Annotated in this window: 32 protein-coding genes; all 32 read right to left on the bottom strand. The window is 56.2% G+C overall.

Annotation, left to right across the window (positions count from 1 at the left end):
• Positions 1 to 8: 8 nt before the first annotated feature.
• The 32 genes from secY to rplK all read right to left on the bottom strand — a co-directional run bounded on the left by secY (position 9) and on the right by rplK (position 26154).
• Entirely contained in the window at positions 9 to 1322 is a 1314-nt protein-coding gene (gene secY, locus GBK02_RS03910) for a preprotein translocase subunit SecY (RefSeq protein WP_203468453.1), read from the bottom strand.
• A 21-nt stretch (positions 1323 to 1343) separates the two neighbouring features.
• Positions 1344 to 1778 (bottom strand): 50S ribosomal protein L15, encoded by a 435-nt coding sequence (gene rplO, locus GBK02_RS03905; RefSeq protein WP_203468452.1) that lies wholly within the window; start codon positions 1776 to 1778, stop codon positions 1344 to 1346.
• A 3-nt stretch (positions 1779 to 1781) separates the two neighbouring features.
• A complete protein-coding gene (gene rpmD, locus GBK02_RS03900; protein ID WP_203468451.1) occupies positions 1782 to 1964 on the bottom strand; it encodes a 50S ribosomal protein L30 in 183 nt (60 codons plus the stop codon).
• A 3-nt stretch (positions 1965 to 1967) separates the two neighbouring features.
• Positions 1968 to 2495: a 30S ribosomal protein S5 gene (rpsE, locus tag GBK02_RS03895; protein WP_203468450.1), complete on the bottom strand. Its 528-nt coding sequence runs from the start codon at positions 2493 to 2495 to the stop codon at positions 1968 to 1970.
• Between the two features lie 26 nt (positions 2496 to 2521).
• Positions 2522 to 2878 (bottom strand): 50S ribosomal protein L18, encoded by a 357-nt coding sequence (gene rplR / locus GBK02_RS03890; protein ID WP_203468449.1) that lies wholly within the window; start codon positions 2876 to 2878, stop codon positions 2522 to 2524.
• Positions 2879 to 2887: 9 nt separating this feature from the next.
• Complete coding sequence (gene rplF / locus GBK02_RS03885) at positions 2888 to 3418, bottom strand: 50S ribosomal protein L6 (protein WP_203468448.1); 531 nt, start codon at positions 3416 to 3418, stop codon at positions 2888 to 2890.
• Between the two features lie 10 nt (positions 3419 to 3428).
• Entirely contained in the window at positions 3429 to 3824 is a 396-nt protein-coding gene (gene rpsH, locus GBK02_RS03880; protein WP_203468447.1) for a 30S ribosomal protein S8, read from the bottom strand.
• A gap of 14 nt (positions 3825 to 3838) precedes the next feature.
• Positions 3839 to 4144, bottom strand: a complete 306-nt coding sequence (gene rpsN / locus GBK02_RS03875; RefSeq protein ID WP_203468446.1) for a 30S ribosomal protein S14 — start codon at positions 4142 to 4144, stop codon at positions 3839 to 3841.
• A 7-nt stretch (positions 4145 to 4151) separates the two neighbouring features.
• Positions 4152 to 4691 carry a 50S ribosomal protein L5 gene (gene rplE / locus GBK02_RS03870; protein ID WP_203468445.1) on the bottom strand — a complete coding sequence of 180 codons (540 nt, stop codon included), beginning with the start codon at positions 4689 to 4691 and terminating at the stop codon, positions 4152 to 4154.
• Positions 4692 to 4700: 9 nt separating this feature from the next.
• Positions 4701 to 5021, bottom strand: coding sequence for a 50S ribosomal protein L24 (rplX, locus tag GBK02_RS03865; RefSeq protein WP_239003248.1), 321 nt, complete (start codon positions 5019 to 5021; stop codon positions 4701 to 4703).
• 8 nt (positions 5022 to 5029) lie between these two features.
• A complete protein-coding gene (rplN, locus tag GBK02_RS03860) occupies positions 5030 to 5398 on the bottom strand; it encodes a 50S ribosomal protein L14 (RefSeq protein ID WP_028994194.1) in 369 nt (122 codons plus the stop codon).
• A 152-nt stretch (positions 5399 to 5550) separates the two neighbouring features.
• On the bottom strand, positions 5551 to 5817 hold the full coding sequence (rpsQ, locus tag GBK02_RS03855; RefSeq protein WP_203468443.1) for a 30S ribosomal protein S17: 267 nt from the start codon (positions 5815 to 5817) through the stop codon (positions 5551 to 5553).
• Complete coding sequence (rpmC, locus tag GBK02_RS03850; protein WP_203468442.1) at positions 5814 to 6008, bottom strand: 50S ribosomal protein L29; 195 nt, start codon at positions 6006 to 6008, stop codon at positions 5814 to 5816. The genes rpsQ and rpmC overlap by 4 nt, the downstream gene beginning before the upstream one ends.
• Before the next feature lie 2 nt (positions 6009 to 6010).
• On the bottom strand, positions 6011 to 6424 hold the full coding sequence (rplP, locus tag GBK02_RS03845) for a 50S ribosomal protein L16 (protein WP_150429715.1): 414 nt from the start codon (positions 6422 to 6424) through the stop codon (positions 6011 to 6013).
• A complete protein-coding gene (rpsC, locus tag GBK02_RS03840; RefSeq protein WP_203468441.1) occupies positions 6425 to 7210 on the bottom strand; it encodes a 30S ribosomal protein S3 in 786 nt (261 codons plus the stop codon).
• A 9-nt stretch (positions 7211 to 7219) separates the two neighbouring features.
• A complete protein-coding gene (rplV, locus tag GBK02_RS03835) occupies positions 7220 to 7549 on the bottom strand; it encodes a 50S ribosomal protein L22 (protein WP_203468440.1) in 330 nt (109 codons plus the stop codon).
• A 9-nt stretch (positions 7550 to 7558) separates the two neighbouring features.
• Positions 7559 to 7834 (bottom strand): 30S ribosomal protein S19, encoded by a 276-nt coding sequence (rpsS, locus tag GBK02_RS03830; RefSeq protein ID WP_066879986.1) that lies wholly within the window; start codon positions 7832 to 7834, stop codon positions 7559 to 7561.
• Between the two features lie 10 nt (positions 7835 to 7844).
• Positions 7845 to 8672, bottom strand: coding sequence for a 50S ribosomal protein L2 (rplB, locus tag GBK02_RS03825; protein ID WP_203468439.1), 828 nt, complete (start codon positions 8670 to 8672; stop codon positions 7845 to 7847).
• Positions 8672 to 8974, bottom strand: coding sequence for a 50S ribosomal protein L23 (gene rplW, locus GBK02_RS03820; protein WP_203468438.1), 303 nt, complete (start codon positions 8972 to 8974; stop codon positions 8672 to 8674). Before rplW ends, rplB begins: the two co-directional genes overlap by 1 nt.
• Positions 8971 to 9594 carry a 50S ribosomal protein L4 gene (rplD, locus tag GBK02_RS03815; RefSeq protein ID WP_203468437.1) on the bottom strand — a complete coding sequence of 208 codons (624 nt, stop codon included), beginning with the start codon at positions 9592 to 9594 and terminating at the stop codon, positions 8971 to 8973. Before rplD ends, rplW begins: the two co-directional genes overlap by 4 nt.
• 9 nt (positions 9595 to 9603) lie before the next feature.
• Positions 9604 to 10242: a 50S ribosomal protein L3 gene (rplC, locus tag GBK02_RS03810; protein WP_203468436.1), complete on the bottom strand. Its 639-nt coding sequence runs from the start codon at positions 10240 to 10242 to the stop codon at positions 9604 to 9606.
• Between the two features lie 110 nt (positions 10243 to 10352).
• Positions 10353 to 10664 carry a 30S ribosomal protein S10 gene (rpsJ, locus tag GBK02_RS03805; RefSeq protein ID WP_027456678.1) on the bottom strand — a complete coding sequence of 104 codons (312 nt, stop codon included), beginning with the start codon at positions 10662 to 10664 and terminating at the stop codon, positions 10353 to 10355.
• A gap of 62 nt (positions 10665 to 10726) precedes the next feature.
• Positions 10727 to 11917: an elongation factor Tu gene (tuf, locus tag GBK02_RS03800; RefSeq protein WP_203468425.1), complete on the bottom strand. Its 1191-nt coding sequence runs from the start codon at positions 11915 to 11917 to the stop codon at positions 10727 to 10729.
• A 17-nt stretch (positions 11918 to 11934) separates the two neighbouring features.
• Positions 11935 to 14028: an elongation factor G gene (gene fusA, locus GBK02_RS03795; RefSeq protein ID WP_203468435.1), complete on the bottom strand. Its 2094-nt coding sequence runs from the start codon at positions 14026 to 14028 to the stop codon at positions 11935 to 11937.
• An 18-nt stretch (positions 14029 to 14046) separates the two neighbouring features.
• The gene (gene rpsG / locus GBK02_RS03790; RefSeq protein ID WP_203468434.1) at positions 14047 to 14517 is read right to left on the bottom strand and encodes a 30S ribosomal protein S7; all 471 of its coding nucleotides are present in this window, start codon (positions 14515 to 14517) and stop codon (positions 14047 to 14049) included.
• Between the two features lie 111 nt (positions 14518 to 14628).
• Complete coding sequence (rpsL, locus tag GBK02_RS03785; protein WP_066879509.1) at positions 14629 to 15006, bottom strand: 30S ribosomal protein S12; 378 nt, start codon at positions 15004 to 15006, stop codon at positions 14629 to 14631.
• 159 nt (positions 15007 to 15165) lie between these two features.
• Complete coding sequence (gene rpoC / locus GBK02_RS03780) at positions 15166 to 19377, bottom strand: DNA-directed RNA polymerase subunit beta' (RefSeq protein ID WP_203468433.1); 4212 nt, start codon at positions 19375 to 19377, stop codon at positions 15166 to 15168.
• A 22-nt stretch (positions 19378 to 19399) separates the two neighbouring features.
• Entirely contained in the window at positions 19400 to 23683 is a 4284-nt protein-coding gene (rpoB, locus tag GBK02_RS03775; RefSeq protein ID WP_203468432.1) for a DNA-directed RNA polymerase subunit beta, read from the bottom strand.
• A 207-nt stretch (positions 23684 to 23890) separates the two neighbouring features.
• The gene (gene rplL, locus GBK02_RS03770; RefSeq protein WP_203468431.1) at positions 23891 to 24262 is read right to left on the bottom strand and encodes a 50S ribosomal protein L7/L12; all 372 of its coding nucleotides are present in this window, start codon (positions 24260 to 24262) and stop codon (positions 23891 to 23893) included.
• Between the two features lie 37 nt (positions 24263 to 24299).
• The gene (gene rplJ / locus GBK02_RS03765) at positions 24300 to 24797 is read right to left on the bottom strand and encodes a 50S ribosomal protein L10 (RefSeq protein WP_203468430.1); all 498 of its coding nucleotides are present in this window, start codon (positions 24795 to 24797) and stop codon (positions 24300 to 24302) included.
• Positions 24798 to 25024: 227 nt separating this feature from the next.
• A complete protein-coding gene (gene rplA, locus GBK02_RS03760) occupies positions 25025 to 25720 on the bottom strand; it encodes a 50S ribosomal protein L1 (RefSeq protein ID WP_203468429.1) in 696 nt (231 codons plus the stop codon).
• Positions 25721 to 25722: 2 nt separating this feature from the next.
• A complete protein-coding gene (gene rplK / locus GBK02_RS03755) occupies positions 25723 to 26154 on the bottom strand; it encodes a 50S ribosomal protein L11 (RefSeq protein WP_203468428.1) in 432 nt (143 codons plus the stop codon).
• Positions 26155 to 26174: the final 20 nt, after the last annotated feature.

Below are 26174 nucleotides of genomic sequence, written 5' to 3'. Positions count from 1 at the left end.
TTATTTGATCAATTAGTACCTTTGAAATTTGCCTTTTTAAGCAAACTTTCATATTGGTGCGACATTACGTAAGCCTGAACCTGAGACATAAAGTCCATGGTCACCACAACGATAATCAGAAGCGATGTACCACCGAAATAGAATGGAACATTCCACTTCAAAATCAAAAACTCAGGGAGCAGACAGACGACGGTAATATAAGCAGCCCCAATCAAAGTAAGGCGCATCAAAATCTTGTCAATGTAGCGAGAGGTTTGTTCGCCAGGACGAATGCCAGGAACAAAGGCCCCGCTCTTTTTCAGATTCTCTGCCGTTTCCTTGGAGTTAAACACAAGGGCGGTGTAGAAAAAGCAGAAGAAGATGATTGCTGCAGCATAGAGCATCACGTAAATCGGCTGCCCAGGAGACAACGTGCCAGCGATATCCTTCAACCAGCGCATCGAATCGCTTGAACCAAACCAGCCAGCGACAGTCGCCGGAAAAAGAATGATCGAAGAAGCAAAAATGGGGGGAATAACACCAGCCATATTCAGCTTCAATGGCAAGTGTGAACTTTGCCCGCCATAAACCTTGTTACCGACCTGACGCTTCGCGTAGTTAACCAGAATCTTGCGCTGACCACGTTCGACGAATACAACAAATGCCGTAACAGCAACTATCAGGACACAAATAACCAATGCAGAGAGCGGATGCATTGCGCCGGTGCGAACCAACTCAAGCAGACCGCCAATCGCATTCGGCAGACCAGCAGCGATACCGGCAAAAATAATGATGGAAATACCGTTACCCAAACCACGCTCAGTAACCTGCTCGCCCAACCACATCAGGAACATCGTTCCGGTCAGCAAGGTGGATACAGTCGTCAGGCGGAACAAGAAGCCAGGGTCTGCGACGAGGCCGGCCTGCGCTTCGAGGGCAACAGCGATACCCAGGCCCTGGAACAGCGCCAAAGCGACCGTGCCATAGCGGGTATATTGAGTAATCTTGCGGCGACCGGCTTCGCCCTCTTTCTTGAGTGCTTCAAGTTGAGGACTTGCGACGCTCATCAACTGCATGATGATCGATGCCGAAATGTAAGGCATGATCCCCAGCGCAAAAATGGTGAAACGCGACAGAGCACCACCCGAGAACATGTTGAACATGCCCAAGATGCCGCCCTGCTGCGAATTAAACAGATCAGCAAGGACGTTGGGGTCAATACCCGGAACCGGAATATGCGCACCAATGCGATACACCACGAGCGCACCCAGCAAGAACCACAAACGGCGCTTTAGATCGCCGAATTTTCCGCCCTTGCCTACGGTATTAGGATTTGCCGCCAACGTTCTTACCTTTCTTAGTTCTTACTCAGCGATCGAGCCGCCGACTGCTTCGATGGCTGCCTTGGCACCCTTCGTTGCACCGACACCCTTGAGAACGACTTTGCGGGTGATGGCACCAGAGAGGATAACCTTAGCAGACAAGGCATCACCCGGCACGACACCAGCAGCTTGCAGAGCAAGCAGATCGATCTCGTCGAGCGGCATGCGCTCAATGTCGGTCAGACGGATTTCGTAGTTACGAGCACGCGTCAGCGAGTTGAAACCACGCTTCGGCAGGCGACGTTGCAAAGGCATTTGACCGCCTTCGAAACCAACCTTGTGGAAGCCACCGGAACGAGACTTCTGACCCTTGTGACCGCGACCGCAAGTCTTGCCCAGGCCGGAACCGATGCCACGACCGACACGCTTCGCAGCCTTTTTGGAGCCTTCTGCGGGCTTGATGGTATTCAGACGCATGGCTTAACCCTCAACCTTGACGAGATACTGAACCTTTTGGATCATGCCGCGGACTGCCGGCGTATCTTCCAGGACAGCGGAACTGTTCAGCTTACGCAGACCCAGGCCGCGCACGGTGGCGCGGTGGTCCTGCTTGGTGCCGATAATGCTCTTGACGAGCTTCACTGTGATTTTCTTGTCAGCCATGACTTACCCCAGGATCTTTTCAACAGACAGACCACGCTTTGCAGCGATCTCTGCCGGCGTATTGACCTTCGACAGACCATCGATCGTCGCACGCACGATGTTGTAAGGATTGGTCGAACCGTGAGCCTTGGCAACGACGTTGGTCACACCAACAACTTCGAAGACGGCACGCATTGCGCCACCTGCGATGATGCCGGTACCATCCGGAGCCGGCTGGATCATCACGGTAGTGGCGCCGTGGCGACCCATGACCGTGTGATGAACCGTACCGCTCTTCAGGCTGACCTTAGCCATCTTGCGACGAGCCTCTTCCATTGCCTTTTGCACGGCAACCGGCACTTCGCGGGACTTGCCCTTGCCCATGCCAATGCCGCCATCGCCGTCACCAACGACGGTCAGGGCTGCGAAACCGAGAATACGGCCGCCCTTAACCACCTTGGTAACGCGATTGACCGCGACCATCTTCTCGCGCATGCCATCATCACGCTCTTCAGCTTGCTGCGGCTTCTTGTTTCTTTCAGGTTTAGCCATTTCTTAACCTATTCCTTTCGCGGCGATCAGAACTGCAGACCGGCTTCACGCGCGGCTTCCGCCAACGCCTGAACACGACCATGGTACTGAAGACCGGAACGATCAAAAGCCACCCGTTCGATACCGGCGGCCTTGGCACGCTCGGCGATCAACTTGCCAACGGAAGTGGCAGCAGCCTTGTTACCGCCGTTCGGGATGTCCTTGCGAACATCGACGTCAAGCGTGGAAGCCGAAGCCAGAACCTTACCGCCGCAAGGCGAAATGATCTGGGCGTAAATGTGGCAGTTCGTGCGATTAACGCACAGGCGCACAGCTTTGAGCTCGGCGATTTTTGCTCGCGTTTGGCGAGCACGGCGCAGACGCGCTTCTTTCCTGTTAAACATATGCCACCCTTACTTCTTCTTGGTTTCCTTGATAACCACCACTTCGTCGGCATAACGCACGCCCTTGCCCTTGTAGGGTTCCGGCTTACGATATGCACGAACTTCGGCGGCGACCTGGCCGACCTGCTGCTTGTCGGAACCCTTGATCAGGATTTCCGTCTGGGTCGGGCACTCAACTTTCACACCGGCCGGCATCTTGTGCGCAACCGGGTGGGAGAAGCCGAGGGACAGATTCAGGATTTCGCCCTGAGCCTGAGCGCGGTAACCCACGCCAACCAACTGCAGCTTCTTTTCAAAACCTTTGGAAACGCCGGTAACCATATTGTTCAGGTTAGCCCGCATGGTGCCCCACATGGCACCACCGGCGGAAGCGCCTTCAACTTTGGATACGACGACATTTTGTCCCTCAACGACCACCTTGACTGCCGGGTGAGCGGCAGCCTTCAGGGAACCCAGCGGGCCCTTGACGATGATTTGCTGGCCAACGGTGACTTCAACACCAGCCGGCAGGACAATCGGATTCTTACCAACACGAGACATGATTTCTCCCTTATGCCACGATGCACAGGACTTCGCCGCCGATCTTGCTGGCGCGAGCCTTGCGATCGGTCATGACACCCTTCGGCGTGGAAACAATCGCCACACCAAGACCGTTCATGACACGGGGAATATCTTCACAGCCCTTGTAGATACGCAGGCCAGGCTTGGAGACACGCTCGATGCGCTCAATAACCGGACGACCGGCGTAATACTTGAGCTCAATTTCGAGAGTGGCTTTGCCGTCGGCTTGACGCACTGCAAAGTTATCTACGTAGCCTTCGTCCTTCAGCACAGCGGCAATAGCCACTTTGACCTTGGAAGACGGCATGGAGACAGACGCCTTTTCAGCGAGCTGGGCGTTGCGGATGCGAGTCAGCATGTCCGCGATCGGATCGCTCATAGCCATTTCTGAATCTCCTCTTACCAGCTGGCCTTAACAACACCCGGAATTTCGCCATTGAAAGCGAGCTCACGGATCTTGTTACGGCACAGACCGAACTTACGGAAAACACCACGCGGACGACCTGTCAGCTGGCAACGATTGCGCAAACGCGACGGGCTGGAGTTGCGCGGAAGAGCCTGAATTTTCAGACGAGCTTCATAACGCTCCGCGTCCGAAAGGCCTTCGTTATTGATAATCGCCTCGAGGGCCGCACGCTTCTTGGCGTACTGCGCGACCAGCTTGCGGCGCTTCTCTTCACGGTTGATCAGAGCAAGTTTTGCCATGATTGCCTCAATTCTTGAACGGGAACTTGAACGCGGCGAGCAGCGCTTTTGCTTCTGCGTCGGTCTTCGCCGTGGTCGTGATGCTGATATTCATACCCCGAAGAGCATCGATCTTGTCATACTCGATTTCCGGGAAAATGATCTGCTCTTTGACACCCATATTGTAGTTACCCTGGCCGTCAAAACCCTTGCCAGAAATACCACGGAAGTCGCGAACACGCGGCAGGGCGATGGTAACCAAGCGATCCAGGAATTCGAACATGCGCGGACCACGCAGAGTAACCATACAACCGATCGGGTAGCCATCACGAATCTTGAAGCCAGCAATAGACTTGCGAGCCTTGGTCGTGACCGGTTTCTGACCTGCGATCTTCTGCATGTCGCCAACGGCGTTCTCGAGAACCTTCTTGTCAGCCACTGCCTCACCGACACCCATATTCAGAGTGATCTTGGTGATACGCGGCACTTCCATCACCGACTTGTAACCAAAGTTCTTGGTCATGTCGCCGACGACGGTTTCCTTGTAAAACTGCTGCAAACGCGCCATGACTGCTCCTTATGCGTTCACCAGTTCGCCGTTCGACTTGAACACGCGAACCTTGCGACCGTCTTCGAGCGACTTGATGCCGACACGGTCAGCCTTTTGAGTCGCAGGATTGAACAGCGCAACATTGGAGAGATGAATCGGCATGTCTTTATCAACAATGCCACCAGCCACACCCTTGACCGGGTTCGGCTTCACATGCTTCTTGGCGCGATTAACACCTTCGACCAGCACGTGATCTTCATCGACACGACGGAGCACGGTACCGCGCTTGCCCTTGTCTTTACCAGTGATAACGACGACTTCGTCGCCTTTACGAATCTTTTCCATCAGTCGCTCCTTTACAGCACTTCAGGCGCCAGGGACACGATCTTCATGAATCGCTCGGTACGCAGTTCGCGAGTTACCGGGCCAAAGATACGAGTGCCAATGGGCTCAAGTTTGTTGTTGAGAAGAACTGCGGCATTGCCATCAAAGCGAACGAGCGAGCCATCCGGACGACGAACACCTTTGGCGGTACGAACCACCACGGCATTGTATACATCACCCTTCTTGACGCGACCACGCGGAGCAGCATCCTTGATGCTGACCTTGATGATGTCGCCAATGCCAGCGTAACGGCGCTTGGATCCACCGAGCACTTTGATACACATTACTGAACGGGCGCCGGTATTATCGGCGACGTCCAGAGTTGTCTGCATCTGAATCATTTAAATTAACTCCAACTTAATCCGCATTGCGGTCAGTCTTGGAACCCGTACGGGTCGAACACCTTTGCATCAGCCAGAATGGCCAATAGCAAAAAAGAAGCCGGATTATACCGGCTTCTTTTAAGCTTGACAAGAACTGTCAAAGAATTTCGTCAAACGACGATAGCCTTTTCCAGAACACTGGTCACAGCCCAGGTCTTTGTACGGGAAACAGGACGGGTTTCGACGATCTCGACGAGATCACCGGTCTTGGCCGTGTTGCCTTCGTTGTGGGCATGGTACTTCTTGGAACGCACCATAACCTTGCCGTACATCGGGTGCTTGACCTTACGTTCGACGAGGACGGTAACCGTCTTCTCCATCTTGTCGCTAACAACGCGACCGACGAGAGTACGCTTGATGCTGGTGGTTTCGCTCATTGCTGCACCGCCTTTTCACGGATAAGCGTGCGAACGCGAGCAATGTCGCGACGCACCTTGGACATTTGGCTGGTATTGGACAACTGCTGGGTAGCAAGTTGCATACGCAGACCGAACTGGGCCCGCAACAGGTCCAGCAATTCCTTGTTGAGCTCGTCCACGCTCTTGGTTCTCAGTTCACTAGCTTTCATGATTACCCCAGATGACGAGTCACAAAGGTGGTAGCGATCGGCAGCTTCGCAGCAGCAAGGGCAAATGCCTCGCGAGCCAGCGCCTCGTTAACACCATCCATTTCGTAGAGCACTTTGCCCGGCTGGATTTCGGCAACCCAATACTCCGGATTACCCTTACCGTTACCCATACGAACTTCGGCCGGCTTCTTGGAAATCGGCTTGTCCGGGAAAATACGGATCCAGATACGGCCACCGCGCTTGATGTGACGGGTCATGGCACGACGAGCAGCTTCGATTTGGCGAGCAGTCAAACGACCACGACCAATGGCCTTGAGACCCCACTCACCGAAGGAAACCTTCGTACCACGGGTCGCCAGACCTTCATTACGGCCCTTGTGTTCCTTACGGAACTTGCGACGATTAGGTTGCAACATTTAGGCACCTGCCTTTCTTACTCGCTTGGCCGGCGCACCTTCGCCTTCAGGCTTCTTCACCGTACGGGTACGGGGCTTTTCGCCATCTGGACGAGCCGGCGCACGACGCGGGCGACGATCATCGGCAACCGGCTCTTCAACCGCCGGTTGTTCGTTGCGATCAAGCATGTCACCCTTGTAAACCCAGACCTTGATACCAATGATGCCGTAGGTGGTCAGTGCTTCCGAGGTTGCGTAATCGATATTGGCACGCAGCGTATGAAGGGGAACGCGACCTTCGCGATACCATTCGCTACGAGCAATTTCAGCACCGTTCAGACGACCTGCACTCATGACCTTGATACCCTGAGCACCCAGGCGCATTGCATTTTGCATTGCACGCTTCATGGCGCGGCGGAACATGATGCGCTTTTCCAGTTGCTGAGCAATGGAGTCGGCGATCAGTTGAGCATCAATTTCCGGCTTGCGAATTTCTTCGATCGAAACATGGACAGGAACGCCCATGATGCGCTGAAGATCGCTGCGAAGCTGCTCAATGTCCTCACCCTTTTTGCCGATAACAACACCCGGGCGAGCCGAGTAAATTGTTACGCGGGCATTTTTGGCCGGACGCTCGATCAGAACGCGACCAACAGATGCATGCGCCAGCTTGCGCTTAAGATACTCGCGGACCTTGATGTCTTCGTTGAGCATACCCGGAAAATCTTTGCTGGTAGCATACCAGCGAGAATTCCAGTTTTTGGTGACGGCCAGACGGAAGCCAGTCGGATGAATTTTCTGTCCCATGGCTCTTCCTTAGTTACCAACGGTCAGATAGATATGGCAGGTCGGCTTGACGATCCGATTGCCACGACCCTTGGCGCGAGCGGTGAAACGCTTGAGCACCATGCCTTTTTCAACGTAGATGATTTTGACCATCAGTTCGTCGATATCAGCGCCGTCATTGTGTTCCGCGTTGGCAATTGCCGACTCGAGAACTTTTTTAACGATACCGGCCCCTTTTTTAGGGGAGAAAGCCAGGATGTTGAGAGCCTGACCAACCGGCTTGCCACGCACCAGATCAGCAACGAGGCGACCTTTTTGCGCAGAGAGGCGTACGCCCCGCAGACTTGCACGAGTTTCCATGTCAGCTCCTTACTTCTTGGCCTTCTTGCCGGCGGTGTGACCCTTGAACGTACGGGTCAGCGAAAACTCGCCGAGCTTGTGACCGACCATATTCTCGGTGACGAACACCGGAATATGCTGCTTGCCGTTGTGAACAGCGATCGTCAAACCGATGAACTCGGGGAGGATCGTCGAACGACGTGACCAGGTCTTGATCGGGCGCTTGTCGCTTGTAGCGCGAACTGCTTCGACTTTGTCGATCAGATACGCATCAACAAACGGGCCCTTTTTCAGAGAACGTCCCATTTCCTACCCCTTAACGCTTGTAACGGCGCTGAACAATCATGCTGTTCGTGCGCTTGTTATTCCGGGTGCGATAACCCTTGGTCGGCTGACCCCAAGGATTGACTGGCACACGACCTTCGCCGGTACGGCCTTCGCCACCACCGTGCGGGTGATCAACCGGGTTCATGGCAACACCACGAACGGTCGGACGGATACCACGCCAACGCTGAGCACCGGCTTTACCGATCTTGCGCAGGCTGTGCTCTTCGTTACCCACTTCACCGATGGTTGCGCGACACTCGACGTGCACACGACGAACCTCACCGGAGCGCAGACGGATCTGAGCGTAGGTACCTTCACGAGCCAGCAACTGGACCGAAGCACCAGCGGAACGAGCCAGCTGAGCACCCTTGCCAGGCAGCATTTCGACACAGCAAATGGTCGTACCAACCGGAATGTTGCGGATCGGCAGAGCGTTACCCGACTTGATCGGCGCTTCTGAACCACTCATGATCGGCTGACCGACAACCATACCCTTGTTGGCAATAATGTAACGACGTTCGCCGTCGGCATAACACAGCAGAGCGATGTTTGCGGTACGGTTCGGGTCGTATTCAAGACGCTCGACTTTGGCCGGAACACCGTCCTTGGTACGCTTGAAATCGATCACGCGGTAGGATTGCTTATGGCCGCCACCTTGGTGACGAACAGTAATACGACCGTTGTTGTTACGGCCAGCCTGGCTGTTCTTGCTCTCGACGAGAGCAGCAAACGGCTTGCCCTTGTGCAGATTGGCATTGACAACCTGAACAACAGCGCGACGACCAGGGGAGGTCGGCTTGACTTTAACGAGCGCCATTAGACATTCCCCCCTTCAACGAAATTAATTTCCTGTCCCGGCTTCAGGCTTACATAAGCCTTTTTCCAGCCCTTGCGACGGCCAACGGCACCCTTGAAGCGCTTGACCTTGCCTTTGACGTTGGCGACCTGAACGGACTCAACTTCAACCTTGAACAGCAGCTCAACCGCAGCCTTGATTTCCGGCTTGGTCGCATCGGTTGCGACGCGGAAGATCACCTGCTCATGCTTTTCAGCAATGTAGGTGGCTTTTTCGGAGATCTGCGGTGCCAGCAGCACCTGCATCAGACGTTCTTGATTCATCCCCACATCTCCTCGAACTTAGCCACAGCAGCCTTGGTGACGAGCACCTTGGTGAAGCGAACCAGAGAAACCGGATCAGCCTCCTGGGCTTCGAGCACCAGGACATTGGGCAGGTTGCGCGACGAGAGGTACAGATTTTCGTTCAGCGCATCGGTGATGACCAACAGATTGCCTTCGAGACCCATGTCCTTCAGCTTCTGAGAGAACAACTTGGTCTTCGGAGCATCAACAGAGATGTCATCAACCACAACCAGACGATCCTGACGGGCCAACTCGGAGAGAATCGCAGCCATACCGGCGCGGAACATCTTCTTGTTAACCTTCTGGCTGTAGTTCTGCTCGGGCGAATTCGGGAAGATCCGACCGCCGCCACGCCACAACGGACTGCCATTCGAACCAGCACGAGCACGACCCGTACCCTTTTGGCGCCACGGCTTGGTGGTTGTGTGACGAACTTCAGAGCGATCCTTCTGCTGACTGTCGCCAGAGCGGGCATTTGCCTGATAAGCAACGACGATCTGGTGAACCAGCGCTTCGTTGAAGTCACGACCAAAAAGCACATCAGAAGCCTGCAGCGTCGCAGCTTCCTGACCTTGCTGATTAATTACCTTAAGTTCCATGTTGCCCCCTTATGCCTTGACTGCCGGACGCACAACGACGTCAGCACCCTTGGCGCCCGGTACGGCACCACGAACCAGAAGAAGCTGGCGCTCGGTATCGACGCGAACAACCGTCAGACCCTGCATCGTGGACTGCACATCACCCAAGTGACCAGCCATGCGCTTACCCGGGAAAACACGACCCGGATCCTGCGCCATACCAATAGAACCCGGCGCGTTATGCGACACCGAGTTACCGTGGGTAGCACGATTGGAACTGAAGTTATGACGCTTGATGCCGCCCTGAAAACCCTTACCGATCGAGGTACCGGTCACGTCAACCTTTTGCCCTTCGGCAAAAATGGTGACAGCAACCTGATCGCCAGCCTTGAAAGTGGCCAGCTGCTCGGAATCAATACGGAATTCCTTGAGGACATGCCCGGCTTCCACGCCCGCCTTGGCCAGATGGCCAGCGAGGGGCTTGGAGACGCGCGAGGCACGGCGCTTGCCGAATGCGACCTGAATGGCTGCGTAGCCATCGATCTCCGGCGTTTTGACTTGGGTCACGCGATTGTTGGACACGTCAAGCACAGTTACCGGAATGGACGCACCATCCTCAGCAAAAATGCGAGTCATGCCAACCTTGCGACCAACAAGGCCTAGACTCATGGTTATTCTCCTCATCGCCGGCTGCGATTGGCCGGTCGATGTAAAACAACAAATGGGCAGCCGAAATTGGCCACCCCCGAAAACAGCGGATTATATCCGCAAAACTACAATTACTGCAACTTGATCTCGACGTCCACACCAGCCGGCAGATCCAGCTTCATCAGTGCATCAACAGTTTTATCAGTCGGATCAACGATATCCATCAGACGCAGATGGGTACGAATTTCCAGCTGATCACGGGAAGCCTTGTTAACGTGCGGCGAACGCAGGATGTCGAAACGCTGCTTGCGGGTCGGCAACGGCACCGGACCACGAACGACAGCGCCGGTACGCTTGGCGGTTTCAACAATTTCCTGAGCCGATTGATCGATCAGGCGATAGTCGAAGGCCTTGAGGCGGATACGGATTTTCTGGTTTTGCATTTTTGGCTTCCAAAGAACGATGAGGCAGGTAATAACCTGCCTCGGATTTCACAAAGAACGAATTACTCGATGATTTTGGCAACGACACCGGCGCCGACGGTACGACCGCCTTCACGGATGGCGAAGCGCAGACCTTCTTCCATGGCGATCGGCGCGATCAGCTTAATGGTCATGGCGATGTTGTCACCCGGCATAACCATTTCAACGCCTTCCGGCAGATCGATTGCACCGGTCACATCGGTCGTGCGGAAGTAGAACTGCGGACGATAGCCGTTGAAGAACGGGGTGTGACGACCACCTTCATCCTTGGACAGGATGTACACTTCAGAGGAGAAGTGGGTGTGCGGCTTCACAGAACCCGGCTTACACAGAACCTGACCGCGCTCGACGTCTTCACGCTTCGTGCCGCGCAGCAGTGCGCCAACGTTGTCGCCAGCCTGACCTTGATCCAGCAGCTTACGGAACATTTCAACACCGGTACAGGTGGTCTTGACGGTCGGACGGATACCAACGATTTCGATTTCTTCGCCAACCTTGACCAGACCACGTTCGATACGACCAGTCACCACAGTACCGCGACCAGAGATCGAGAACACGTCTTCAACCGGCATCAGGAACGGCTGATCAACAGCGCGCTCAGGCGTCGGAATGTAGGAGTCCAGCGCATCTGCCAGGCGGAAGATGGACGGTTCGCCGATTTCCGACTGGTCGCCTTCAAGGGCCTTCAGTGCAGAACCGTGAACGATCGGGGTATCGTCGCCCGGGAAGTCGTACTTGGAGAGCAGCTCGCGCAGCTCCATTTCGACCAGCTCAAGCAGCTCGGCGTCGTCAACCATGTCGCACTTGTTCATGTACACCAGAACGTACGGCACACCAACCTGACGGGCCAGCAGGATGTGTTCGCGGGTCTGCGGCATCGGACCGTCAGCAGCGGAACAAACCAGGATTGCGCCGTCCATCTGGGCAGCACCGGTAATCATGTTCTTGACGTAGTCGGCGTGACCTGGGCAATCAACGTGGGCGTAGTGACGATTGGCGGTTTCGTATTCGACGTGCGCGGTATTGATCGTGATACCACGAGCCTTTTCTTCCGGCGCTGCGTCAATCTGGTCATACGCCTTGGCAGCGCCACCAAACTTGGCTGCCAGCACAGTCGTGATAGCAGCAGTCAGCGTGGTCTTGCCATGGTCAACGTGACCGATGGTGCCGACGTTTACGTGCGGCTTGGTACGGTTGAATTTTTCCTTAGCCATTATCAGTTCTCCAGCAATTACTTCTTGTTAATGACAGCCTCGGCGACGTTCTTCGGCGCTTCGGTGTAGTGTTTGAATTCCATCGAGTAGGTGGCACGACCTTGCGACAGCGAGCGCAGAGAGGTCGAATAACCAAACATCTCAGACAGCGGAACTTCAGCCTTGACGAGCTTGATGCCGCCAACCTGATCTTCCATGCCCTGAACGATGCCACGACGCGACGACAGATCGCCCATCACGTTACCCATGTAATCTTCCGGCGTTTCGACTTCGACAGCCATCATCGGCTCGAGCAGCGTCGGGCTAGCCTTCTTCATGCCTTCCTTGAAAGCCATGGAAGCAGCCATGCGGAACGCGTTTTCGTTCGAGTCAACATCGTGGTACGAACCGTCGAACAGCGTGAACTTGACGTCAACCACCGGGAAGCCAGCCAGAACGCCGCTAGTCACCGCATCGCGCAGACCCTTATCGACTGCCGGAATGAATTCGCGCGGAACCACGCCACCCTTGATGGCATCGACGAATTCGTAACCCTTGCCGGCTTCGTTCGGCTCGATCTTGAGCCAAACGTGACCGAACTGACCGCGACCACCAGACTGCTTGACGAACTTGCCTTCTTGCTCGACAGCCTTCTTGATGCATTCACGGTAAGCAACCTGCGGCGCGCCGACGGATGCTTCAACGTTGAATTCACGACGCATGCGATCGACGATGATTTCCAGGTGCAGTTCGCCCATACCGGAAATAATGGTCTGACCGGATTCTTCATCGGTACGGACACGGAAGGACGGATCTTCCTGAGCCAGACGACCCAGTGCCAGACCCATCTTTTCCTGGTCAGCCTTGGTCTTCGGCTCGACAGCAACGTGAATCACCGGCTCCGGGAAAACCATGCGTTCCAGGGTAATGACCTTTTGCGGATCACACAGCGTATCGCCGGTGGTCGCTTCTTTCAGGCCCACGGCAGCGGCGATGTCACCAGCGCGCACTTCCTTGATTTCTTCACGTTGATTAGCGTGCATCTGCAGAATGCGACCCAGACGCTCCTTACGACCCTTGACCGGGTTGTAAATGGTATCGCCAGAGTTAACCACACCGGAATAGACGCGGAAGAAGATCAGCTGACCCACGAACGGGTCGGTCATGATCTTGAATGCCAAAGCAGAGAATGCTTCGTCATCAGCGGCACGGCGCTCGCCTTCGGTTTCGTTCTCGAGAATACCCTTGACCGGCGGAATATCAACCGGCGACGGGAGCAGTTCGATCACGGCGTCAAGCATGCGCTGCACGCCCTTGTTCTTGAAGGCGGTGCCGCACAGCATCGGCTGGATTTCGCAAGCCAGGGTACGCATACGCAGGCCAAGAATGATGTCGGCTTCCGACAGCTCACCCTCTTCCAGGTACTTGTTCATCAGCTCTTCAGAGGCTTCGGCCGCAGCCTCAACCATCTGTTCGCGCCAGGTCTGTGCGTCATCTGCCAGCTCAGCCGGGATGTCGCGCGCATCGTACTTCATACCCTGGGAAGCTTCATCCCAGTAGATGGCCTTCATGCGAACCAGGTCAACAACGCCTTCGAACTTGTCTTCAGCACCGATAGGAATAACGATCGGCACCGGATTTGCCTTGAGGCGCAGCTTGAGCTGCTCGACGACGCGGAAGAAGTTGGCGCCGGAGCGGTCCATCTTGTTCACGAAGGCCAGACGCGGCACGCCGTACTTGTTGGCTTGACGCCAAACAGTTTCGGACTGCGGCTGCACGCCACCCACGGCGCAATACACCATACAGGCAGCATCCAGAACACGCATGGAACGCTCGACTTCGATGGTGAAGTCAACGTGACCCGGGGTGTCGATGATGTTGATGTGGTGCGACGGGAACTGCTTGTCCATCCCGCTCCAGAAACAGGTGGTAGCAGCCGAGGTAATGGTAATACCACGCTCTTGCTCCTGCTCCATCCAGTCCATGGTGGCGGCGCCGTCATGAACTTCACCGATCTTGTGATTAACACCGGTGTAATAGAGGATGCGTTCGGTCGTCGTCGTTTTACCGGCGTCGATGTGGGCGCTGATACCGATATTGCGGTAGCGCTCGATGGGTGTTTTACGTGCCACGATAGGTACCTTTGAAAATTAGAAGCGGAAGTGAGCAAAAGCCTTGTTGGCTTCAGCCATGCGGTGCACTTCGTCACGCTTCTTGACAGCGCCACCACGATTTTCAGCAGCTTCCATCATCTCGGCAGCCAGACGCTGACCCATGGATTTTTCCGAACGCTTGCGGGCAGACTCACGCAGCCAGCGCATGGCCAGCGCGGCGCGACGGGCCGGACGAACTTCAACCGGCACCTGGTAGTTAGCACCACCAACGCGACGGGACTTCACTTCAACCATTGGCTTGACATTGCCCATGGCAGAACCGAAAACTTCGAGCGGATCCTTGCCAGCCTTGGTGGTGATGATTTCGAAAGCACCGTACACGATGCGTTCAGCGACAGACTTCTTGCCGCTTTGCATGATGGCGTTAACGAACTTGGAAACTTCAACGCTACCGAACTTCGGATCCGGCAGGATGTCACGCTTGGGTACTTCACGACGACGGGGCATATTAACCTCTAAATAAACACGATTCAGTTGAAAAGCCGGGCTAGGGTTTTACCCTCCCGGCCTCTCCCGACCGCCCAAAAGGACGGCCACTTACTTAAGCAACCCAGTGGATCAGGCTGCCTTCGGACGCTTGGCCCCGTACTTGGAACGGGACTGCTTACGATCTTTGACGCCTTGGGTATCCAGGGAGCCACGCACGGTGTGGTAACGCACACCAGGCAAATCCTTGACACGACCACCACGAATCAGGACCACAGAGTGTTCCTGCAGGTTATGGCCTTCACCACCGATATAGGAGATGACTTCAAAGCCATTGGTCAGACGAACCTTGCAAACCTTACGCAGAGCGGAGTTTGGCTTCTTCGGGGTCGTCGTATAAACGCGGGTGCAGACACCACGCTTTTGCGGGCATTTCTCAAGAGCAGGAACCTTGCTCTTGGTAACCTCGGCCACACGCGGCTTGCGCACGAGCTGGTTGATGGTCGGCATATCAAACTTCCTTCAACGGCCGGGCACCGGATTAAAAGGTGCGCGACGGCTATTTTGTTATCCAAAGCAGAGACAATGATTAGCCTCTGCCGACAAAGACCATAGATTTTATGGTTGATCAACCCCCATGTCAACGAGACATGGGAGTCGGGTACAGCATCAGGATGCCTGATCAGCGTCCTGTACAACAGTTTCGACTGCCGGAGCTTCACTGACAGACGATGCAGAAGCATTGCCACCGGCAGACTGAGCCTTGCGACTGCGGTGGTAAGCCAAACCGGTACCTGCCGGAATGAGACGTCCGACGATAACGTTTTCCTTGAGACCACGCAGTTCGTCGCGCTTGCCCATGATGGCAGCCTCGGTAAGAACACGCGTTGTTTCCTGGAACGAAGCGGCAGAAATGAACGAGTCGGTCGACAACGATGCCTTGGTAATACCCAGCAGCATGTTGTCGAACGTAGCCGGCAGGCGACCTTCGGCATTGGCACGGTCATTCTCGGCCAGCAGTTCTGCACGCTCGACCTGCTCGGACTTGATGAACTTGGTATCACCCGGCTCAACGATGGTCACGCGGCGCAGCATCTGACGGACAATCACTTCAATGTGCTTGTCGTTGATCTTCACGCCTTGCAGACGATAAACGTCCTGGACTTCATCGGTGATGTAGCGAGCCAGCGCCTCGATACCCTGCAGACGCAGGATGTCGTGCGGATCCGGTGCGCCTTCGACAACCTTTTCACCCTTGTTGACCACTTGACCATCGTGCACCAGAACATGCTTGTCCTTGGAGATGAGGTTTTCGTGCTGCACACCTTCAAGATCGGTGATCACCAGACGCTGCTTGCCCTTCGTGTCCTTACCAAAGCTGATCGTGCCGGTGACTTCGGCCAGAACCGAAGCATCCTTCGGCGTACGGGCTTCGAACAGCTCCGCAACGCGCGGCAGACCGCCGGTAATGTCGCGGGTCTTGGCAGATTCCTGCGGCATACGAGCCAGCACATCACCCACACCAACCTGCTGACCATCAAGCACGGAAATAATCGAGCCGACCTGGAAAGCGATGGAAACTGGGTGGTCGCTGCCTGCAATCTTGACTTCCTGACCGCTCTGGTCAAGCAGCTTGACGACCGGACGAATGCCCTTGGTTGCAGCCTTGCCACCACGTTTGTTGTCGATAACCACCAGCGTGGACAGACCCGTTACATCATCAACCTGCTTGGCAACGGTAACGCCCTCTTCAACGTTTTCGAAGCGAACGGTACCGGCATATTCGGTGACGATCGGACGGGTGTGCGGATCCCACGTAGCCAGCTTGGCACCGGCCTTGACGGACTTGCCGTCATCAGCAGCCAGCGTTGCACCGTACGGTACCTTGTGACGCTCACGCTCACGACCATGGTCGTCGGTAATCAACACTTCGCCAGAACGGGAAATAACAACCTTCTCGCCCTTGGCGCTGGTGACGTAGCGCATGTTGGCGGTAAAGCGAACCGTACCGGCCGACTTGGACTCAACCTGCGAAGCAACTGCAGCACGGGATGCCGCACCACCGACGTGGAAGGTACGCATGGTCAGCTGGGTACCCGGCTCACCGATCGACTGTGCAGCGATAACGCCGACAGCTTCACCGGCATTGACCATCGTGCCGCGACCGAGGTCACGACCGTAACACTGGGCGCACAGACCGTAGCGGGTATCGCAGGTCAGCGGCGTACGAACCTTGACTTCGTCGATACCGAGCTTGTCTATCAGATCAACCAGGTCTTCGTCGAGCATGGTGCCGCCGAAAATAACGGTTTCCTGCGTTTCCGGGTCAATCAGGTCGTCGACCGTGACACGACCGAGAATACGCTCGCGCAACGGTTCGATAACCTCACCGCCTTCAACCAGTGCCTTGACGGCAAAGCCGTTGGTCGTACCGCAATCATCTTCGGTAATGACCAAATCCTGGGTCACGTCGACCAGACGGCGGGTCAGGTAGCCAGAGTTAGCGGTCTTCAACGCCGTATCGGCCAGACCCTTACGAGCACCGTGGGTCGAGATGAAGTACTGGAGAACGTTCAGACCTTCGCGGAAGTTGGTCGTGATCGGCGTTTCGATAATCGAGCCATCCGGCTTGGCCATCAGGCCGCGCATACCGGCCAGCTGACGAATCTGGGCTGCGGAGCCGCGAGCGCCGGAGTCGGCCATCATGTAGATCGAGTTGAACGAATCCTGCTTAACCTTCTTGCCGTGACGGTCAATGGTTTCCTCGTGGCCGAGTTCGTCCATCATCACCTTGGCGACCTGGTCGCCAGTGCGGCCCCAGATATCGACGACCTTGTTATAGCGTTCGCCGTTGGTCACCAGTCCGTTGGTGTATTGCGTTTCGATCTCCTTCACTTCCGCTTCCGCGGCAGCGATGATTTCGTATTTCTTGGCCGGAACCAGCATGTCGTCGGAACAGAAAGAGATGCCGGCGCGGGTCGCCAGGGCATAACCGTTCTGCATCAACTTGTCGGCGAAGACGACGGTTTCCTTGAGGCCACAACGACGGAAGGATTCGTCGATCAGCTTGGAGATTTCCTTCTTCTTCAGCGCGCGGTCCAACACCTTGAAAGGCAGGCCCTTCGGCAGAATCTTGGACAGCAGGGCACGACCGGCCGTGGTTTCGATCCGGACGATTTTCTCTTCCCATTCGCCGTCGACCGCAGAAATCTCGTATTGCGGCAGACGCACAGAGATGCGCGAGTGAACGTCCAACTCCTTGGCGGCCATGGCACGCTCGATTTCGTTGGTATCGGCGAAGTACATACCCTCGCCCTTACCATTGATCTTTTCGCGGGTGGCGTAGTACAGACCCAACACGATGTCCTGCGACGGCACGATGATCGGCTGGCCGTTGGCAGGCGACAGCACGTTGTTCGAGGCCAACATCAAGGTGCGGGCTTCCATCTGGGCTTCGAGCGACAACGGCACGTGGACGGCCATCTGGTCACCGTCGAAGTCGGCATTGAATGCCGCGCAAACCAGCGGGTGCAACTGGATGGCCTTGCCTTCGATCAGGGTCGGTTCGAATGCCTGGATACCGAGGCGGTGCAGCGTCGGTGCGCGGTTCAGCATGACCGGATGTTCGCGGATGACATCTTCGAGGATGTCCCAAACAACCGGTTCCTGACCTTCGACCATCTTCTTGGCTTGCTTGATGGTGGTGGCGTAACCGAGCACTTCCAGCTTGTGGAAGATGAAGGGCTTGAACAGTTCAAGCGCCATCAACTTCGGCAGGCCGCATTGATGCAATTTGAGCTGCGGACCAACCACGATGACCGAACGGCCCGAGTAGTCGACGCGCTTACCGAGCAAGTTCTGACGGAAACGACCGCCCTTGCCCTTGATCATGTCGGCCAGCGACTTGAGCGGACGCTTGTTGGCGCCGGTCATGGCCTTGCCGCGACGACCGTTGTCGAGCAGCGAGTCGACCGATTCCTGCAGCATGCGCTTTTCGTTGCGCACGATGATTTCCGGAGCCTTCAGCTCAAGCAGGCGCTTGAGACGATTATTCCGGTTGATCACGCGGCGATACAAGTCGTTCAGGTCGGACGTGGCGAAGCGGCCACCGTCGAGCGGAACCAGCGGACGCAGGTCCGGCGGCAGCACCGGCAGGACTTCGAGGATCATCCAGTCCGGCTTGATGCCCGACTTCATGAAACCTTCGAGAATCTTCAGACGCTTGGCCAGCTTCTTGTTCTTGGCTTCGGAACCGGTCACTTCCAGTTCGGCACGCAGCGATTCTACTTCGCTCGGCACGTCCAGATTGCGCAGCAATTCGCGAATACCTTCAGCGCCCATCAGCGCCTGGAATTCGTCGCCATGCTCTTCCATCATGTCCAGATACTGCTCTTCGGTCAGCAACTGGGCACGCTGGAGGCTGCTCACCATGCCAGGATCGCAAACGACATAGGCTTCGAAGTACAGGACGCGTTCGATATCGCGCAGCGTCATGTCGAGCACCATGCCGAGACGGGACGGCAGGGACTTCAGGAACCAGATGTGAGCGGTCGGCGAGGCCAGTTCGATGTGACCCATACGGTCACGACGAACCTTGGCCAGCGTCACTTCAACGCCGCACTTCTCGCAGATCACGCCGCGATGCTTGAGGCGCTTGTACTTGCCGCACAGGCACTCGTAATCCTTGATCGGGCCAAAGATCTTGGCACAGAACAGGCCATCACGCTCCGGCTTGAAGGTACGGTAATTGATCGTTTCCGGCTTCTTGACTTCGCCATACGACCAGGAACGGATCTTTTCGGGCGAGGCGAGACCAATGGTAATCGCGTCGAATTCCTCTTCGGCGGTTACCTGCTTGAATAGATCGAGCAATGCTTTCATCGTTTAACTCCTAAGCCCTGAATCAGTAACGTTCCAGATCGATATCGATCGCCAGCGAACGAATTTCCTTGACCAGCACATTGAAGGATTCCGGCATGCCGGCTTCGATCTTGTGCTCGCCCTTGACGATGTTTTCGTACACCTTGGTACGGCCATTCACATCGTCGGACTTCACGGTCAACATTTCCTGCAGCACATAAGATGCGCCGTAGGCTTCGAGTGCCCACACTTCCATTTCACCGAAGCGCTGACCACCGAACTGCGCCTTGCCGCCCAGCGGCTGCTGGGTAACGAGCGAGTACGGGCCGGTCGAACGAGCGTGCATCTTGTCATCGACCAAGTGATGCAGCTTCAGGTAGTGCATGTAGCCAACCGTCACCTGGCGCTCGAATGCTTCGCCGGTACGGCCATCAAACAGGGTCATCTGACCGGACGAAGGCATGCCAGCCAAAGCCAGCATGGCCTTGATTTCGCTGTCCTTGGCGCCATCGAAAACCGGCGTAGCGAACGGCACACCTGACGTCAGGTTACCGGCCATTTCGACGATTTCACCATCCGTCAGTTCTTCAAGGTTTTCAGCCTTGCCGCTGGCGTTGTAGATCTGATCCAGGAACGGACGCAGTTCCTTGGCGGTCGCCTGGGCACGCAGCATGGCACCGATCTTGTGGCCGAGGCCCTTGGCGGCAAGACCGAGGTGAACTTCGAGAATCTGACCGACGTTCATCCGCGACGGCACGCCAAGCGGGTTCAGCACGATGTCGACCGGACTGCCATCTTCCATGTGCGGCATGTCTTCGACCGGCAGAATGCGGGAAACCACACCCTTGTTACCGTGACGACCGGCCATCTTGTCACCCGGCTGCAGGCGACGCTTGACGGCGACATAGACCTTGACCATTTTCTGGACGCCCGGCGGCAGTTCGTCGCCTTGGGTCAGCTTCTTGCGCTTACCTTCGAAAGCCACGTCGAAGTCCTTGCGAGCCTGCTCGAGGCCTTCCTTGACCTGTTCGAGCTGCTGGGCAACTTCTTCATCGGCAACGCGGATGTCGAACCAGTGGTGCGGGTCCATGCCGTCCAGGTAGGACTGCTCGATCAACGAACCCTTGGCCAGCTTCTTCGGGCCGCCATTGGCCTTCTTGCCAACGATCAGACGACCGACACGCTCGAACGCATCGCGTTCGACAATACGCATCTGGTCAGCCAGGTCGAGCTTGTAGTGACGCAGATGCTCGTCGATGATCGACTGGGCACGCTTGTCACGCTCGATACCTTCGCGGGTGAACACCTGAACGTCGATGACGGTACCGGCGATACCCGACGGCACGCGCAGCGAGGTGTCCTTAACGTCCGAAGCCTTTTCACCGAAGATGGCGCGCAGCAGCTTTTCTTCCGGCGTCAGCTGGGTTTCGCCCTTCGGCGTGACCTTGCCAACCAGCACGTCAGCGGCAACCACTTCAGCACCGATGTAGACGATGCCTGATTCATCCAGGCGGGAGAGCTGGGTTTCACCAAGCGAGGCGATGTCGCGGGTAATTTCTTCAGGACCGAGCTTCGTGTCGCGAGCAACAACCGTCAGTTCCTCGATGTGGATCGAGGTGTAGCGGTCTTCGGCAACGACGCGTTCGGAGATCAGAATCGAGTCTTCGAAGTTGTAGCCGTTCCACGGCATGAAGGCGATCAACATGTTCTGACCCAGAGCCAGCTCGCCCTTGTCAGTCGATGCGCCGTCAGCCACGACATCGCCGCGAGCGATCTTGTCGCCGACGCGGACCAGCGGACGCTGATTGATGTTGGTGTTCTGGTTGGAACGGGTGTACTTGACCAGATTGTAGATGTCGACGCCGACTTCACCAGCAACGGTTTCGTTGTCGTTCACACGGACCACAACACGGCCGGCATCAACGTAATCAACCATACCGCCACGGCGGGCAACGACGGCCGTACCGGAGTCGACCGCAACAGTGCGTTCGATGCCGGTACCGACCAGCGCCTTTTCCGGACGCAGGCAAGGAACAGCCTGACGCTGCATGTTGGCGCCCATCAATGCGCGGTTCGCGTCATCGTGTTCAAGGAACGGAATCAGCGAGGCAGCAACGGAAACGATCTGACCCGGCGCAACGTCCATGTACTGGACGCGTGACGGTTCAGCCAGGATGGTTTCACCCTTTTCACGGCAAGTCACCAGATCATCGTTCAGACAGCCAGCATCATCGAGACCGGCATTGGCCTGGGCAACCACGTAGTTACCTTCTTCAATGGCCGAGAGGTACTCGATTTCGTTGGTCACCTTGGAATCGACCACCTTGCGGTAAGCCGTTTCGATGAAGCCGTAATCATTGACGCGGGCAAAGAGAGCCAGCGAATTGATCAGACCAATGTTCGGACCTTCCGGCGTTTCGATCGGGCAAACACGACCGTAGTGGGTCGGATGCACGTCGCGCACTTCGAAGCCGGCACGCTCACGGGTCAAACCGCCCGGGCCAAGTGCGGAAACACGACGCTTGTGCGTAATTTCCGACAGCGGGTTGGTCTGGTCCATAAACTGCGACAACTGGCTGGAGCCAAAGAATTCCTTGATTGCAGCACTGATCGGCTTGGCATTGATCAGGTCGTGCGGCATCAGGTTGTCGGATTCGGCTTGCGACAGGCGCTCCTTGACGGCGCGCTCAACGCGAACCAGACCGGCGCGGAACTGGTTTTCGGCCAGTTCGCCAACGGAACGGACACGGCGGTTGCCGAGGTGGTCGATGTCGTCGATTTCCCCGCGGCCATTGCGCAGTTCGACCAGGATCTTGATGACTTCAACGATATCGCGCGGCGACAACGTCAGTTGCTCGCGAACCTCGGCATTGGCGCCGAGCGGCTTGATCTTGGCAGCCAATGCATTGGCATCGGCTTCGGTCATGTTTTCGCACAGTGCACGAGCACCGTACGGCATCAGACTGACCAGATCCTGGATCGCCGGCAGCGAGAAGCCCGAGCCTTCGGCCAGGTTTTTCAATGCAGCTTCAGCCTTGGAGGCCAGGCTCTTGACCATGACCTTGAACTCGGTCACATCCTGACGCGACAAGCGGCGATTGAACTTCATCCGGCCGACGCCGGAGAGGTCGTAGCGTTCGTCAGAGTAGAACAAGCCGTTGAAGAGGATTTCGACAGACTCTTCGGTCGGTGGCTCACCCGGACGCATCATGCGGTAGATGGCTACGCGGGCGGCCTGGCGGGAAGCCGTTTCGTCGGCACGCAAGGTGTTGGAAATGAATGCACCGCGGTCGAGTTCGTTCGTGTAGAGCGTCTCAAGCGTGGTGATATCTGCTTCGCGCAGATTGGCCAACAGCGTTTCGGTGATTTCATCGTTGGCATTGGCAACAACTTCGCCGGTTGCCTTGTCGATGATGTTCTTGGCGATGACGCGGCCGAGAATGAACTCTTCCGGGACGGCGATCTGGTTCAGACCTGCTGCAGCGATATCGCGGATGTGCTTGGCGGTAATCCGCTTGTCCTTGGCGACAATGACCTTGCCATCCGGAGCGACGAAATCGAAGCGGGCGATTTCACCACGCAGACGCTCAGGAACGAGCGTGAACTCAACCTTCTCTTTGCCGAGCAGGAAGGTGTCAAAATCAAAGAATTGATCAAGAATTTCTTCCGAGCTCATGCCGATGGCCTTGAGCAGCGTGGTCACAGGCATCTTGCGACGACGGTCAACACGGAAGAACAGTGTGTCCTTCGGGTCGAATTCAAAGTCCAGCCACGAGCCGCGATACGGAATGATCCGTGCAGAGAAAAGCAGCTTGCCGGAACTGTGCGTCTTGCCCCGGTCGTGCTCGAAGAACACGCCTGGTGAACGATGCAACTGGGAAACGATAACGCGTTCCGTACCGTTGATCACGAAAGAGCCATTCGTGGTCATGAGCGGAATTTCGCCCATGTACACTTCCTGCTCCTTCACTTCCTTCACGGTATCAGGTGCCTCGCGATCCATGATGACCAAGCGCACTTTAGCGCGCAACGACGAGGCGTAGGTCAGGCCGCGCTGATGACATTCAGTAACATCGAATGCCGGCTCGCCAAGCATGAAGCTGACGAATTCAAGGCGGGCATTACCGGAATGGGAAACGATCGGGAAAATCGAGGTAAACGCAGCCTGCAGGCCCTCGTTCTTGCGCTTTTCGGCGGGCACGTCGGCTTGCAGGAAAGCAGTGAAGGACTCGAGCTGGGTCGCAAGCAGGAAAGGTACGTCGAGCACGTTGGCGCGCTTGGCGAAGCTTTTGCGGATGCGTTTCTTCTCGGTAAAGGAGTAAGTCATGGTAACTCCGGAAGGAAAAAATCAAAGGTTGAACCTGTCGAAACAGGCAAACGCAAACAGGCTCGCCTCCCTGAACGGGATACGGAGAGCACGGTTTGCGTTTGCCAGTTGGCGTTATTCAAGTTCGTTGCTAGGTTCTATCTGACCTGTAGTACAAAGCACAAAAGGGCTGGCGACATTGTCACCAGCCCACTCGCACTCAGTCGATTACTTAACTTCGACCTTGGCGCCTGCGTCTTCGAGTTGCTTCTTGAGGGCTTCTGCATCAGCCTTGGAAACACCTTCCTTGACCGGCTTCGGAGCACCATCAACCAGATCCTTGGCTTCCTTGAGGCCCAGACCGGTCACTGCGCGAACGACCTTGATGACTTCAACCTTCTTGTCGCCGGCACCAGCCAGGATCACGGTGAATTCGGTCTGCTCTTCAGCAGCGGCAGCAGCACCACCAGCCGGGCCAGCAACGGCGACGGCAGCAGCGGAAACACCAAACTTCTCTTCGAACGCCTTAACCAGGTCGTTCAGTTCCATAACGGTCAGGGCGCCAACGGCTTCCAGAATGTCTTCTTTGTTAATTGCCATTTCAAATAACTCCTAAATCAGTTCGTAAGCGGTACGGTTAAGCAGTGGCTTCTTCGCGCTGTGCAGCCAGTGCTGCCAGGCCACGGACAAAGCCGGCGACCGGAGCTTGCATGACGTACAGCAGCTTGGAGAGCAGCTCTTCGCGGCTCGGGACGGACGCGAGCGCCTGCACACCAGCCTTATCGAGCACTTGGCCAGCGTAAGAGCCAGCCTTGAGCACGAGCTTGTCGTTGGTTTTTGCGAAGTCGTTGAGAACTTTCGCAGCAGCGACCGGATCGGTAGAGACGCTGTAAATCAGCGGCCCGACCATTTGGTCAGCCAGGCCAGCGAACGAAGTGCCCGCGACCGCGCGACGTACCAAGGTATTCTTCAACACACGCAGGTAAACGCCAGATTCGCGTGCCTTTTTACGCAGTACGGTGAGGTCAGTGACCTCGATACCACGGTATTCGGCAATCACGATGGTCTGTGCGTTGGCCACTTGTGCCGACACCTCAGCTACAACCGCTTTTTTGTCGTTCAGATTGAGACCCACAGGTCTTTCCTCCTTTCAAGTCATAACACGACGGGAAAAATTCCCGCCGCACCTACGGCGACCTGAACCAGAAGCTATGCTTTGTGTTGCCACTCAGCAGAAAATCTTGTTCTGGGACACCGTCTGCGCAGGTTGCTTTCGCGATTAAGCACCGGAAACCGGGGCGCCTGCGGTCTTTGACGATCCGCCGACCCTGCCAAAGCAGGAATCAGCGGCCCAAAGTACTTTTAGCCAGCCAGCGTGGCCTGGTCGACGCGAACGCCGGGACCCATCGTGGAAGCAACGGCCACCTTGCGCAGGTATTGACCCTTGGAGGAGGCCGGCTTGGCCTTCGTCAGGGCTTCAACCAATGCCTTCAAGTTACGCTCGAGATCTTCAACAGCGAAGGAAGCGCGACCGATGGTAGCGTGAATGATACCGGCCTTGTCGGTGCGGTACTGCACCTGACCAGCCTTGGCGTTCTTGACGGCGGTAGTGACATCCATCGTCACGGTACCCACCTTCGGATTCGGCATCAAGCCGCGCGGACCAAGGATCTGGCCGAGTTGACCGACGATGCGCATTGCATCCGGCGTAGCGATGACGATATCGAAATCCATCTTGCCAGCCTTGATGTCGGCAGCCAGATCATCGAAACCGACGACTTCGGCACCAGCAGCCTTGGCGGCTTCAGCCTTTTCGCCCTGGGCAAAAACAGCAACGCGAACCGACTTACCGGTACCGGCCGGCAGAACGACGGAACCACGAACAACCTGATCGGATTTACGTGCATCAACGCCAAGGTTGACCGCGACGTCGATCGACTCGTCGAACTTGGCAGTTGCTGTTTCCTTGGCCAGCGTCAGCGCTTCCTGAACCGGATACGCCTTCTGGGCAACGATCTTGCCCTGCAGGGCTTTTTGTTTTTTGGTGAGCTTTGCCATGATTACAGACCCTCTACGGTGATACCCATCGAGCGGGCGGAACCAGCAATCGTGCGCACCGCTGCATCCATATCGGAAGCAGTCAGATCGGGCAACTTGGCCTTGGCGATGTCTTCAGCCTGGGCACGGGTGATTTTGCCAACCTTGTCGGTATGCGGCTTGGCCGAACCGGACTTGATACCGGCAGCCTTCTTGATCAGGATCGTTGCCGGCGGGGTCTTCATCACGAATGTGAAAGACTTGTCGGCAAACGCGGTGATCACAACCGGAATCGGCAGACCCGGCTCAACACCTTGAGTCTGGGCATTGAATGCCTTGCAGAACTCCATGATGTTCAGACCGCGCTGACCCAGGGCAGGACCAATCGGGGGTGACGGATTTGCTTTGCCGGCTGGCACTTGCAACTTGATGTAGCCAATAATTTTCTTGGCCATAGTAGCTCCTCAATGATGAG

The organism is Dechloromonas sp. TW-R-39-2, assembly GCF_016864195.1.
GTDB lineage: Bacteria > Pseudomonadota > Gammaproteobacteria > Burkholderiales > Rhodocyclaceae > Azonexus.
The sequence above is the reverse complement of the archived record's forward strand: the minus strand, read 5'-3'. Positions and strand labels throughout refer to the sequence as shown.

Coding starts and splice junctions, on each gene's coding strand:
- rpsJ (WP_027456678.1), bottom strand. CDS start 10,664: ATGCAAAACCAGAAAATCCGTATCCGCCTCAAGGCCTTCGACTATCGC.
- rpmC (WP_203468442.1), bottom strand. CDS start 6,008: ATGAAAGCTAGTGAACTGAGAACCAAGAGCGTGGACGAGCTCAACAAG.
- rplN (WP_028994194.1), bottom strand. CDS start 5,398: ATGATTCAGATGCAGACAACTCTGGACGTCGCCGATAATACCGGCGCC.
- rpsQ (WP_203468443.1), bottom strand. CDS start 5,817: ATGAGCGAAACCACCAGCATCAAGCGTACTCTCGTCGGTCGCGTTGTT.
- rplC (WP_203468436.1), bottom strand. CDS start 10,242: ATGAGTCTAGGCCTTGTTGGTCGCAAGGTTGGCATGACTCGCATTTTT.
- rplD (WP_203468437.1), bottom strand. CDS start 9,594: ATGGAACTTAAGGTAATTAATCAGCAAGGTCAGGAAGCTGCGACGCTG.
- rpsL (WP_066879509.1), bottom strand. CDS start 15,006: ATGCCGACCATCAACCAGCTCGTGCGCAAGCCGCGTGTGGCCGAGGTT.
- rpsS (WP_066879986.1), bottom strand. CDS start 7,834: ATGGGACGTTCTCTGAAAAAGGGCCCGTTTGTTGATGCGTATCTGATC.
- rpsG (WP_203468434.1), bottom strand. CDS start 14,517: ATGCCCCGTCGTCGTGAAGTACCCAAGCGTGACATCCTGCCGGATCCG.
- tuf (WP_203468425.1), bottom strand. CDS start 11,917: ATGGCTAAGGAAAAATTCAACCGTACCAAGCCGCACGTAAACGTCGGC.
- rplE (WP_203468445.1), bottom strand. CDS start 4,691: ATGGCGCGTTTGCAGCAGTTTTACAAGGAAACCGTCGTCGGCGACATG.
- rpsE (WP_203468450.1), bottom strand. CDS start 2,495: ATGGCTAAACCTGAAAGAAACAAGAAGCCGCAGCAAGCTGAAGAGCGT.
- rpoB (WP_203468432.1), bottom strand. CDS start 23,683: ATGACTTACTCCTTTACCGAGAAGAAACGCATCCGCAAAAGCTTCGCC.
- rpoC (WP_203468433.1), bottom strand. CDS start 19,377: ATGAAAGCATTGCTCGATCTATTCAAGCAGGTAACCGCCGAAGAGGAA.
- rplO (WP_203468452.1), bottom strand. CDS start 1,778: ATGCGTCTGAATACCATCAAGCCCGCAGAAGGCTCCAAAAAGGCTGCG.
- rplB (WP_203468439.1), bottom strand. CDS start 8,672: ATGGCGCTCGTTAAAGTCAAGCCGACCTCCCCTGGTCGTCGCGCTGTT.
- rplV (WP_203468440.1), bottom strand. CDS start 7,549: ATGGAAACTCGTGCAAGTCTGCGGGGCGTACGCCTCTCTGCGCAAAAA.
- rplF (WP_203468448.1), bottom strand. CDS start 3,418: ATGTCTCGTGTTGGTAAGAATCCGATTGTCCTGCCGGCTGGTGTTGAA.
- rpmD (WP_203468451.1), bottom strand. CDS start 1,964: ATGGCTGACAAGAAAATCACAGTGAAGCTCGTCAAGAGCATTATCGGC.
- rpsH (WP_203468447.1), bottom strand. CDS start 3,824: ATGGCTATGAGCGATCCGATCGCGGACATGCTGACTCGCATCCGCAAC.
- rplP (WP_150429715.1), bottom strand. CDS start 6,424: ATGTTGCAACCTAATCGTCGCAAGTTCCGTAAGGAACACAAGGGCCGT.
- rpsN (WP_203468446.1), bottom strand. CDS start 4,144: ATGGCAAAACTTGCTCTGATCAACCGTGAAGAGAAGCGCCGCAAGCTG.
- rplK (WP_203468428.1), bottom strand. CDS start 26,154: ATGGCCAAGAAAATTATTGGCTACATCAAGTTGCAAGTGCCAGCCGGC.
- rplL (WP_203468431.1), bottom strand. CDS start 24,262: ATGGCAATTAACAAAGAAGACATTCTGGAAGCCGTTGGCGCCCTGACC.
- rpsC (WP_203468441.1), bottom strand. CDS start 7,210: ATGGGACAGAAAATTCATCCGACTGGCTTCCGTCTGGCCGTCACCAAA.
- rplR (WP_203468449.1), bottom strand. CDS start 2,878: ATGTTTAACAGGAAAGAAGCGCGTCTGCGCCGTGCTCGCCAAACGCGA.
- rplW (WP_203468438.1), bottom strand. CDS start 8,974: ATGAATCAAGAACGTCTGATGCAGGTGCTGCTGGCACCGCAGATCTCC.
- rplA (WP_203468429.1), bottom strand. CDS start 25,720: ATGGCAAAGCTCACCAAAAAACAAAAAGCCCTGCAGGGCAAGATCGTT.